An 11,383-nucleotide genomic window follows, 5' to 3' on the forward strand; every position below is an offset into this window, starting at 1 on the left:
CATATGAAAATGTGGCATCGGTAGGAGCGAATTCATTCGCGAAAGGCCAACAGATGTACTGCCTGACACACCGCCTTCCCGGATGAATCCGGTCCCACATATTTCAGGACATATGAAAATGTGGCATCGGTAGGAGCGAATTCATTCGCGAAAGGCCAACAGATGTACTGCCTGACACACCGCCTTCCCGGATGAATCCGGTCCCACACATTTCAGGCCATATGATGATGTGGCATCGGTAGGAGCGAATTCATTCGCGAAGGCTCAACAAACGTACTGCCTGACACACCGCCTTCCCGGATGAATCCGGTCCCACACATTTCAGACCATATGAAGATGCGGCATCGGTAGGAGCGAATTCATTCGCGAAGGCTCAACAAACGTACTGCCTGACACACCGCCTTCCCGGATGAATCCGGTCCCACACATTTCAGGGCATATGAAAATGTGGCATCGGTAGGAGCGAATTCATTCGCGAAGGCTCAACAAACGCATTGCCTGACACACCGTCTTCCCGGATGAATCCGGTCCCACACATTTCAGGCCATATGAAAATGTGGCATCGGTAGGAGCGAATTCATTCGCGAAAGGCCAACAGATGTACTGCCTGACACACCGCCTTCCCACATGGATTATTTCGCCGGTATGTACGACTGGCGGGTTCTTTCCAGTTCTCCGCTGCGTTGCAGGGTGAGAATCGCTGCATTGATGCTGGGTAGCAGCGCAGCGTGTCGGCGTTGCAGCTTGATGCTCAGCGGCGCCTCGCTGAGCTGCGCGCCTTGTTGAAAGGTGGCGGGATCGATTCGGTGGCTGGCAATCAGGTATTCGTATAGATCGTCGACCATGGCAACAGCCGTTACCCGCCGGGTCTGCAGCAACTCAAGCAGCGCGAGGTCCTGCGAGGTTTCCAGCCGGGAGACACGCTTTTCGGCCAGCGCGGCATCGAGTGCGTGATAGGTATAGCCCCGAATCATGCCAATGGTCATGCCCTGCAACTTATCCACAGGGGTGGCAGCGGCCGGATGGCCCGCAATGAAGTACAGGTGTTCCTTCACGTTGAGATACGGGATGGAGAAGACATACCGGTTCAAGTCATCAGGGTGAGTCCAGAGAGGAGAGTCGGCATAGTTCAGATCGATCTGGTCCTTGTCCATCATGGCTTGCAGACGATTGACCGGATAGGACACGAAGTGAGTATCGATATGCGCCAGTGCCAGCACACGGCGAGCAATGTCGATGGATATCCCGTGCAGACGCCCCTGTTCATCCGAGTAACTGAAGGGCCGCCACTCCGTGCCGCCGGCGATATAAGGCGCTGCCTCTGCATGTCCGACAGGATATAGCAGTGTCAGAACAAGGCCTGTAATCAAGAGCCTCCACTTCATGCCCGGTTTCCTTGCGAAGTCCTTTCTGAATGCCCACTGTAGTCGTGGCGTATGGCAGCTGTATTGATGCAGGTGCCTGATAACGGCACTGAACAGGTGAAATATACCTTGGTATAGAGCCGTTATATCCATGGTCATCAAGGGGCTACTTTTGCAGGCTTTAACCCTTTTAGGACCTCTATAAACTGGCTCTCCAACAACGCAGAGTTAGTGATCAATAGTTTCCCACCCACTGCTCACGGCCAGTTTTATTGAAACTTTGCCGCCCTGCCTTATGCCTGTTGTTTGAGGTGAGCCATGAACGCTGTCTTTGAATCCGATAAAAAACTGTCGGCCCTTAAATATGGGGTGCCGCGCAGCCACCTGGCCGATCTTGTGTGCCTGCTGTTACTGATGGTCATCGCCGTATTGTTGTTTCACGGTGTCGATCAGACGTTACAGCCCCTGTCGGCACTCGACAGCACGCCCATCGTTCTGAGCCCGTCGCAATTGCCGGACTATGCACTGCGAACAACCTTGCGCATGTTTGCGGCCCTGGCGGCCTCGCTGATATTTACCTTCATTGTGGCCACGCTGGCGGCGAAGAGTCGCAAGGCCGAGAAAGTTATTGTGCCCGCGCTGGATATTTTGCAGTCCGTGCCGGTGCTGGGTTTTATGGCTTTTACGGTCACGTTCTTTATGGGCCTGTTTCCCGGTCGGCAATTGGGAGCGGAGTTGGCGGCAGTCTTTGCCATCTTTACCAGCCAGGCCTGGAACATGACTTTCAGCTTCTATCAATCGCTGCGCACGGTGCCGGGCGATTTGAATGAAGTCAGCCGGCAGTTCGGTTTTTCGCCACTGCTCAGGTTTGTTCGTCTGGAATTACCGTTCGCGTTGCCGGGCCTTGTCTGGAACATGATGATGTCGATGTCCGGAGGCTGGTTTTTCATCGTGGCGTGCGAAGCGATTTCGGTGGCGGACACACAGATCAACCTGCCGGGCATCGGCTCCTGGCTGGCGCTGGCGATAGCCCGCAAGGATCTGGCGGCCGTGGCCTGGGCGGTCGGCGCCATGGCGCTGGTGATCCTGTGCTACGACCAGTTGCTGTTTCGACCGGTGGTGGCCTGGGCTGACAAGTTTCGTTTCGAGCAGACGGCTTCGCAGAAACGTCCTCGCTCATGGATGTACAGCCTGCTGGGGCGCACCCGGCTTGTTCCGGCCTTTTTCTCGTTGCTGGCGATGCCCTGGCACGCCTTGATGTCGATGGGCCGGGCGTTTTCTGGCCGCTCACGCAAGGCGGTATCCACACCGGAATCCAGCCGCCTGTCTGACCGCCTGTGGTTGATGGCGGTGTTGAGTGTGTGTGTGGCCGCGGGTGTCTGGCTGATGAACTTCATTGGCGCATCCCTGGGGCTGGACGATGTGCTGGGTGCTTTTGGTCTGGGGCTGGCGACGATGTTGCGCGTCATTCTGTTGATGGTGATCGCCAGCCTGATCTGGGTACCTATCGGCGTCTGGATCGGCTTGCGGCCTGTCTGGGCAGAACGTCTGCAACCGATCGCGCAGTTTCTGGCGGCGTTTCCTGCGAACGTGCTGTTTCCGTTTGCAGTGATTGCCATTGTCGGGCTGCACCTGAATCCGGATATCTGGCTCTCGCCGCTCATGGTGCTGGGGACGCAGTGGTACATCCTGTTCAACGTGATCGCCGGGGCCAGCGCGTTGCCGACCGATCTGCGCGAAGTGGCCGGGGTCTTCAACATGCGGGGCTGGCAGTGGTGGCGTCGTGTGGCCCTGCCCGGAATCTTTCCTTACTACATCACGGGTGCGCTCACGGCGTCGGGCGGCTCCTGGAACGCCAGTATTGTGGCCGAGGCGGTGTCCTGGGGCGACACGTCGCTGGAGGCGACCGGCCTGGGCTCGTATATCGCCCACGCCACGCAGGCCGGTGATTTCGCACGTGTCGCCTTGGGTGTCGCGGTCATGTCGGTATTCGTAATTGCCTTCAACCGCTTGCTCTGGCGTCCGTTGTACGGATTCGCCGAGCGTCGTTTGAGCCTGGTCTGAGGAGGGGAAAGCATGATGGCTATCGAAAAGCGCTGCCTGGTGGATGTACGCGAGGTCCGCCATGTCTACGGCAAGGCCAGCAAGGAGCGTCTGGTGCTCGACAACGTGACGCTGACACTCAACGAAAACGAGATCGTCGGCTTGCTGGGGCGTTCGGGGTCGGGCAAGTCCACCTTGTTGCGTTCCATTGCCGGTCTGGTGGTGCCCACTGCGGGAGAAGTGAGTTTTCCCGGCGGGTCGCAAGAGCGTGCGCCCACCGTGAGCATGGTCTTTCAGAGTTTCGCTCTGTTTCCCTGGCTGACGGTGCTGGAGAACGTGGAAATCGGCCTGGAGGCGCAAGGTGTACCCGCTCCGCTGCGTCGCAAGCGCGCCCTGGCGGCCATCGATCTGATCGGGCTGGACGGTTTCGAGAGCGCCTATCCCAAGGAGCTGTCGGGCGGCATGCGTCAGCGCGTGGGCATGGCGCGTGCCCTGGTGATCGACCCTGACGTGTTGCTGATGGACGAACCCTTTTCGGCCCTTGATGTACTGACCGCCGAGACCCTGCGCACCGATCTGCTGGACATGTGGTCCGAAGGCCGGATGCCTATCAAGTCGATTCTGATGGTGACCCATAACATCGCTGAAGCGGTGCTGATGTGTGATCGCATTCTGCTGTTTTCCTCCAACCCCGGGCGGGTGGTCAGCGAAATCAAGGTCGACCTGCCACAGCCGCGCAATCGTCAGGACCCGTCCTTCAGGGCGCTGGTCGAAGAGATCTACGTGCTCATGACTCAGGACAACCATGCCGGTGAGCTGCGTCAGGGTATCTTTCCGGGCACAGGGCTGGGCATGGTGCTGCCCCAGGTGTCGATCAATGCCCTGGCCGGGCTGATCGAAGCGATTCATGCGCCACCGTATGGCGCCACGGCGGATTTGCCGGAGCTGGCGAGTGCATTGCATTACAACGCTGACGAGCTGTTCCCGATTGCCGAGGTCCTGCAACTGCTGCGTTTTGCCGAACTCAAGGGCGGCGATATCCGTCTGCTGCCGTCTGCGCGCCGCTATGCGCTGGCGGATGTCGATGAGCGCAAACAGCTCTTCGCCCACCATCTGCTGAGTTTCGTGCCGCTGGTGGGACATATCCGGCGCGTGCTGGATGACCGCGCCAGTCACATCGCCCCGGCCCGCCGTTTCAGGGACCATCTGGAGGACTTCATGTCCGAGAGCGATGCGATGCAGACCTTGAGGTGCGTCACGCAATGGGGGCGATATGCCGAGCTTTTTGCCTATGATGAGCTTCTGGACCAGTTCAGCCTCGACAATCCTTCGTGAGGCTTGTATCAAACCTGGCCTATTGAGCCTTCATTGACGGGCGGGATGCTGGCGATGCGTGAGTCGAAGACCTTTGGCAAGGCGGCAATGGCTGTCCGGCTGGCGGCGTTGTCCGCTTTGGCGGTGGCCATCGCGATTGCCGATACGTTGACCGATCTGGAAATTGCGGTCGGTGTCTTCCAGATCGCCGTGGTGCTCATGGCGGCCCGGTTCATGCCCAGGGCCGGTGTGATTGCAATCGCGCTGGGCTGCATGGGGCTGACCGTGATCAGCTATGAACTGACGACTTCCCGTTCCAGCGAGTCGGGGCTGATCAATTGCGGCATCAGCCTGCTGGCCATCGCCATGACCACGTATCTGGCATTGCGCCTGGCGGCAGCCGTTCGCACGGTTCACGAGGCGCGAACCCAATTGGCGCAGATCGCACGGGTCAACATGCTGGGTGAGCTGACCGCCTCCATCGCCCATGAGGTCAATCAGCCGCTGGCGGCCATTGTCACCAGTGGCAATGCCGGGCTGCGCTGGCTGGCGAACGAGCCGCCGAATCTGCCCAAGGCCCGACAGGCCATCGAACGCATGATCGGGGATGCCAACCGTGCCAGCGATGTGATCGTGCATGTGCGGGCCTTGGCGAAACCGGCCTCGACCCACAAGGAGTGGGTGAGCGTGGCCGATGCCGTCGCTGAAATCGTGGCGCTCGCCCACAGTGAAATGAACCAGCAGGGCATCACGCTGACCGTGGACATTCCCGAGGGTTTGCCGCCGTTGCTGGCCGACAGGGTCCAGCTTCAGCAGGTGCTGCTGAACATGATGTTGAACGCGATGGATGCCATGAGCGGCCTTGAGTCAGGCCATGGCGAGTTGCATGTAGGGGTGGAGTGGAGTGCTGGCGCGGATATCCGTTTTTCGGTGAGCGATAACGGTGTCGGTGTCCCGGTGGAGCATCTGGACAGAATCTTCGATGCGTTCTATACGACCAAGGCGCAAGGCATGGGCATTGGTCTGGCCATCAGCCGCTCCATTATCGAAGCTCATGGCGGTCGCATCTGGGCAGTGCCTGGCGATCAGGGGGGCGCGACGTTTCATTTCACCCTGCCCACCGCACGAATGGAGAGCTGATGAAAACCATTGTTCCAGCATCGGAGCCTGAAGAGCCGGTCATTTACGTGATCGACGACGATCAATCGGTGCGCTCGTCTCTGGAGGACTTGCTGGCGTCGGTCGGGTTGCGTTCCATGTTGTTCGGCTCGACACAGCAGTTTCTCGATACGCCGCGGCCCGATGCGCCGGGTTGCCTGATTCTGGACGTGCGGATGCCAGGCATGAGCGGCCTGGATTTTCAGAGCGAGATGGCGAAGTGGGGCATCGGGCTGCCGGTGATTTTCATCACAGGCCATGGCGACATTCCCATGTCGGTGCGGGCGATGAAGGCGGGGGCTCTGGAGTTCCTGACCAAGCCTTTTCGGGAGCAGGACTTGCTGGATGCCATCCAGCAGGGCCTTGTGCGCGATCGGGCAAGACGCCAGGCCTGCGCGGTGGACACTGAGTTGCAGCGGCGATATGCAAGCTTGAACGCCGGCGAGCAACAGGTGATGGGGCTGGTGGTCAGCGGCCTGTTGAACAAACAGGTCGCGGGTCGGCTCAACGTGAGCGAAATAACGGTCAAGGTCCGGCGAGGTTCCGTCATGCGCAAGATGCAGGCGGATTCGTTGGCGGAGCTGGTCAAGTTTGCCGAACGCCTTCAGTCCTCGGTTACGCCGCCCGATCAGTGACGGCTGCCCAGGCTGATGATCTTGGGAAAGTTAGTCAGTCTGATCGAGGCCGAGCATCGGTCTGCCTCGCATTGCCATGACTGATCGCTGTAGATCCGGCCCTGTTCGGCCATGAGCGTATCGGTCAGCCTGACCGGGCCGTTCAGGGGCCGGGCGCTGACGATCTGCTCGTCTCGCGGTGCACCGATCGCCCAGGCGACGAGGACACGTTCATCCCCGTTGTCGAAGTACAGTTTGTAGGTGTTGTCGGTCATCGTGCTGGCCTGCGGGTCGTAGGTGAAGCTGCTGACCACGGGCGAGATGGCTTTCATCATGGTGTAGGCCGGTTTGGGTGAAAAGTCTTCGTTGAGAAGCCCGAAGTTGTGCTCCTGGTCGTGTCTGTCCGGGCCATCGTTGAACAGGTCGAACCACCACATGCCTTTGATATTGGGCACGGTGCGCGCCAGGAAGAAAATTCGCGCCATGTACACGGCCTGGGTCACCTTGCTCTTGCCGCAGGGGCCTTGATGGCTGGGCCAGCCCATTTCGGTGAGGTAGAGCGGTACATCGCGGCCAGCCTTGGCACGGATGGACTGTTCGTATCGAGCCAGCCACTGCACCCAGGCTTCCGGAGTGTTGCCATCGTCGGCGGCGCAATGGGCGTAGGGGTGGATGGAAAGGCCGTCCACCAGATCCAGTGCGCCGCTGTCGATCAGGCTGTCCGCGACGCCCTCATTCATGCCGTCACGCGTAATGGCGCCTGCCAGAATCCGTGCCGGAGTCCCCTGGGTGTTGCGCGTGTTCTTGCGGATCACCGGCACCGTCTTGCGGACCAACTCGACGTAATCCTTTCTGAGTTGCAGATCCTTGGGGTCTTCAAGGTCCCACTCATTCCAGACCTCATAAAAACTGATCCGGTTGCCCAACTGGCGGGTGACGTAATCGACATATTCCAGAAAGGGTGTCATGACTTCAGGCGTACGGGGTTTGGCGTTGTCATGAAAATAGGTGCTGTAGCCCAGCATCCCCAATCGGCTGAGGTTCATGTCGAAGGCCATGCTCAGGTAGTTGCGCCAGGTGGATGTGATACGCAGATGGTGGGGCGCGGGTTCGGCGGTGGACCAGAACAGATCGTCCTTGACCGAATTGAAGCCCGCATCCCGGGTCAGGGTCATCGGCTGTCTCAGAGGATGGTCAAAGTTCATCAGGTGCGTGGCGATACCGACAATGAAAACCGGTTCGGCAGACACCGAGGACGCACAGAGCAGGCCGCCCAGAAGCAGCAGGCGCGCGGTATGACAAACGGCAGCGATCATGTCGGGCTCCTTGGCAGGGCAGGGAGAGCAGCCATCTGGAGTTCCGGCGTGCGGGCAGCTTGCAGGGCGTCTTCGCGCGGGTTGGTCAGGACATGGCCGATGGTCAGGCCGATAAACAGGTTGGCGACCGCCACCTCGAAAATGTCGGTGGTCCAGCTGATCAGGCAGCAACAGAAGCTGATGGCCAGCAGCGTACGGCCCAGGCGGCTTTCATCGCCGATCAGCGCGAAAAACATCGGGACCAGCAACGTGTACAGCAGCAAGCCGGCGACCCCCAGCATGGCCCACAGGTACATGACGCTGCTGTCGGCAGTCATGAAGATACCGGCACCGGCGACGGGAAACAGCGCCATCGCACTGCCGACCATGCCGAACCCTGCGCCTGTCATCCCCCAGCCTTCACGCAGTATGGCGTCGGTCAGGTTGGGCCATGTGTTGATCAGCCGGTCATACAGGGATGTCATGGTGCTGTCACTGCTGCTGACGGTCCGGGCATCGAAATCATGGATCAGCCCCAGCGTCGGCAGCAGCAGGCCTATGGCAACTGCCACGATGCAGACGATCCGGCTGGTCCAGGGCATTCGCCGGATCAGCAGCAAGGCCAGGGTCAGTGCGAATGCACCGGCGGGGGCCTTGCTGGTGGTCAGCACAATGGCGTAGAGCGCCACACCACTGAGCAGCATGAGAATCAGGCGCGAACGCAGGAAGGCGAAGAGGTAAAAAGTGTAGATCGCGATCAGGATCGACAGTTGGCTGGACATCCTGGCAAAACCGGCAACGCGGTCTTCATCGCCCGCGCTCCATGACGTGTTGGCGCTCAACTGCGTTTCGCCCACGCTGTAGCTGTAGCCTTTCCAAGGGACAAAGGTGAACTTGTCCAGGGCCAGCCCCACGAGAGACGCCAGCAGACACAAGGCTATCGCCCAGCAGAGCAGCTTTCGGCGATGGATCAGGTATTCGCTGCACACCAGCCCGAACAGCAGCGGGCTCAGGGCGAACAGCCCGAATGCAAGGTTGAAGACGCTGGCGCCATGCAGCATGGCCAGCAGCCCGGAAAGCAGCCAGAGCATCAAACCTGTCCAGAACAGCCGACCGGCCTTGAAGAGGTGCAGCTCCATGATGAACAACAGGATGCAGGCCACTTTGGGCAGATAGAGAATCGGGCTGATACCGGCCTTGTCGAAGTAGAAGCGCAGGGCACCGGAGAAGGTCTCGACCAGCAGCAGACTGATGGCAATCCACACAACGACGGTCGATTTATCGAAGGAGATCAACGACGGCTTGTCGTCTGCCGGGGTCGTAGGGTTCAACGCCATGGTGCAGGCCTTCCGGGTCGTGTCAGGAGGAATGGGCAACGCTACCGCCATCGACCACGAGGGACGGGTCGACAGGGATGAACAGGGAGGAGGGGAAAGCAGGTCTGGAGCGAATGCTCGCAACGGCGTGACAGGGGATATATCAGTCGCAGTTCAGCGAACTGTCAACCGTCCTCGCGGATAAATCCGCTCCTGCAGGAGCGAATTCATTCGCGAACGGGGGTTATGCCCTTACGGGTACTTGCGCTTCTCCGGTGCAGGCGGGAAGTACTGGTACAGCCAGGTTTCGCTCAGGGTGCGGTCACCGGTGCGGATGAACATCCGCATTTCCACCGGCTCTACCGAGTCGCTGTCAGGCAGCCAGTCGAAGGTGATGCGGTAGCCTTTGATGTCCGGCAGAACCAGGATGTTGAACTCCTGCAACTTGCCGTGGGAAACCGTGACCACCGGCTCGATCCCGGTGCCTTCCGGCAGGCGGTCCAGACCGCCACCGTGGAAGTCCACGGCGAAGCGGCGTGCCCAGAATTTGGGGTAATGCTCGCCCGGTGCCCAGCCTTCGGTGAAACCGCCCATGCCCGAACGTGTGGCATGCACCTGGGCCAGAGGCGTGCTGACCGGTGGCAACGGGCTCCAGAACAGCTTGTAGCCGTAGTTGAGCGAATCGCCGGCCTTGACCTTGGCCTTGGGGGTCCAGAACACCACGATGTTATCCATCGTTTCGCCTGTGGTCGGGATTTCCAGCAGGCTGACCTCGCCTTCACCCCATGCGGTAGTCGGTTCGACCCACAGGCTCGGGCGGCGGCTGTACCAGACGACGGTGTCCTGATAGCTGGAGAATTCGTGATCGCTCTGGACCAGACCGAACCCTTTCGGGTCCTTGTCGGAAAAGGCATTGAATTGCAGCTTGGCCGGGTTGTTCAGCGGGCGGCAGATCCATTCGCCATTGCCGCGCCACATGGACAGGCGGTCGGAGTCATGGATCTGCGGGTGGATGGAGTCGCACATGCGGCGTTCATGCGTGCCGCAACTGAACATGCTGGTCATCGGCGTGATGCCCATCTGTTCGATATCCGCACGGGCGTTGATGTGTGCATCGACGTCCATGACGACCTGACCGGACTGGCAGTCGATATCGAAGCGATAAGCACCGGTGGCGCTTGGCGAGTCGAGCAGGGCGTAGACCACAAAGCGGGTCGCGTTCTGTTCCGGCGTCTCGAACCAGAACTTGGTGAAGTCCGGGAATTCTTCCTGGCGCTTGGCATACGTATCGATGGCCAGGCCACGGGCGGACAGGCCGTATTGCTTGTTGCTGTCCACGGCACGGAAATAACTGGCACCCAGGAACGACACGATATCGTTGATGGCGATTTCCGGGGCCTTGAACAGCTTGAAGCCGGCAAAGCCCAGGTCGCCCTTGACCAGATTCTTGTCGATGCCGCTGTGTTCGTAGTTGAACAGTTCGTGGCGGAAATGCACTTCCCGCGCCTGTTTGGTCTTGGCGTCGAGGCTGTACATGCGCACGGGCGTCTTGAAGCCCATGCCGACGTGGAAGAACTGTACGTCCAACTGGCCTTTGACGTCATGCCACAGGGAATGGGCGGCGTCGTAGCGAATGGCGTTGAATTGCAGCGGTGTCATGTCGGCCAGCACCGGCGGCAGCACCTGTTTGGTGCTGACATAGGCCTTGCCGGCCAGTTGTTTGGCGTGCGCCTGCAATGTCGCGAAATCGAAATGCTCTATCTCGCCATCTGCTGCGGCGGCCAGTGCTCGCGCAGCAAAAAGCCCCGAGGCCGGCAAACTGCTATAGGCGGCCAACGCCATCGACGCTTTAAGGAGATTTCTGCGATTCATAAAAGTGAAGCCTCTGAATAATTCTGTGCGTCCTGCACAAGAAATGGCGCGCCAACGACTCCTTGCCGAACGCAAACTACCCACAACAGATAACAAAGACGAGATGCTGTTCAAAAAAAGGCGAAAAAAAACGCGGCTCATCGTCAATGAATACGGTGCTCAAGAGGGATTTCACGGGGGGATTCGGGAGGTCCGTCAGGCTGCCCGCCGCATGGCACAAGGCTTTGGCGAGAGCGGGGTGTCTCCGGACGTTTTTCGATGGCTGTCGAACGCTGTCCAGGCATGCAATATTCAGCAATCATTTTGATGGCAGCGACCCTCTGTTCGCCAAACAATCGGAGCGAGAGGGGAACTGACGAAAGTTTCACGATTGTTGTTATATCGTAACGCTATCATGCAACGTATCA

The 11,383-nt window shown here is 59.3% G+C and carries 9 protein-coding genes; 5 read left to right on the forward strand and 4 right to left on the reverse strand.

Going from position 1 to position 11,383, the window contains the following annotated elements:
* Nucleotides 1-632: 632 nt before the first annotated feature.
* Complete coding sequence (locus ACIPY9_RS15405; protein WP_400702764.1) at nt 633-1,385, reverse strand: substrate-binding periplasmic protein; 753 nt, start codon at nt 1,383-1,385, stop codon at nt 633-635.
* A gap of 348 nt (nt 1,386-1,733) precedes the next feature.
* Between ACIPY9_RS15405 and ACIPY9_RS15410 the strand changes: the two genes are divergently transcribed.
* From ACIPY9_RS15410 to ACIPY9_RS15425, 4 genes are read left to right on the forward strand one after another with little or no spacing between them, the layout of a single operon-like run.
* On the forward strand, nt 1,734-3,428 hold the full coding sequence (locus ACIPY9_RS15410) for an ABC transporter permease (RefSeq protein ID WP_400703012.1): 1,695 nt from the start codon (nt 1,734-1,736) through the stop codon (nt 3,426-3,428).
* Nucleotides 3,429-3,440: 12 nt separating this feature from the next.
* Nucleotides 3,441-4,742 carry an AAA-associated domain-containing protein gene (locus ACIPY9_RS15415; protein WP_400702767.1) on the forward strand — a complete coding sequence of 434 codons (1,302 nt, stop codon included), beginning with the start codon at nt 3,441-3,443 and terminating at the stop codon, nt 4,740-4,742.
* A gap of 54 nt (nt 4,743-4,796) precedes the next feature.
* On the forward strand, nt 4,797-5,861 hold the full coding sequence (locus ACIPY9_RS15420; RefSeq protein ID WP_400702770.1) for a sensor histidine kinase: 1,065 nt from the start codon (nt 4,797-4,799) through the stop codon (nt 5,859-5,861).
* On the forward strand, nt 5,861-6,514 hold the full coding sequence (locus ACIPY9_RS15425; RefSeq protein WP_400702773.1) for a response regulator transcription factor: 654 nt from the start codon (nt 5,861-5,863) through the stop codon (nt 6,512-6,514). Before ACIPY9_RS15420 ends, ACIPY9_RS15425 begins: the two co-directional genes overlap by 1 nt.
* Here the strand turns inward: ACIPY9_RS15425 and ACIPY9_RS15430 are convergent.
* From ACIPY9_RS15430 to ACIPY9_RS15440, 3 genes are all read right to left on the reverse strand, one after another.
* The gene (locus tag ACIPY9_RS15430; RefSeq protein ID WP_400702776.1) at nt 6,508-7,809 is read right to left on the reverse strand and encodes a hypothetical protein; all 1,302 of its coding nucleotides are present in this window, start codon (nt 7,807-7,809) and stop codon (nt 6,508-6,510) included. The two genes, ACIPY9_RS15425 and ACIPY9_RS15430, sit on opposite strands and share 7 nt — an antisense overlap.
* Nucleotides 7,806-9,125 (reverse strand): hypothetical protein, encoded by a 1,320-nt coding sequence (locus ACIPY9_RS15435; protein WP_400702779.1) that lies wholly within the window; start codon nt 9,123-9,125, stop codon nt 7,806-7,808. Before ACIPY9_RS15435 ends, ACIPY9_RS15430 begins: the two co-directional genes overlap by 4 nt.
* Before the next feature lie 231 nt (nt 9,126-9,356).
* Nucleotides 9,357-10,976 (reverse strand): glucan biosynthesis protein D, encoded by a 1,620-nt coding sequence (locus tag ACIPY9_RS15440; protein WP_400702782.1) that lies wholly within the window; start codon nt 10,974-10,976, stop codon nt 9,357-9,359.
* Between the two features lie 25 nt (nt 10,977-11,001).
* On the opposite strand from ACIPY9_RS15440, the gene ACIPY9_RS15445 reads away from it, so the two are divergent.
* Nucleotides 11,002-11,283, forward strand: a complete 282-nt coding sequence (locus ACIPY9_RS15445) for a hypothetical protein (protein WP_400702785.1) — start codon at nt 11,002-11,004, stop codon at nt 11,281-11,283.
* Nucleotides 11,284-11,383: the final 100 nt, after the last annotated feature.

The sequence above is a fragment of the Pseudomonas sp. NPDC089734 genome, from assembly GCF_044748865.1.
Taxonomy (GTDB): domain Bacteria; phylum Pseudomonadota; class Gammaproteobacteria; order Pseudomonadales; family Pseudomonadaceae; genus Aquipseudomonas.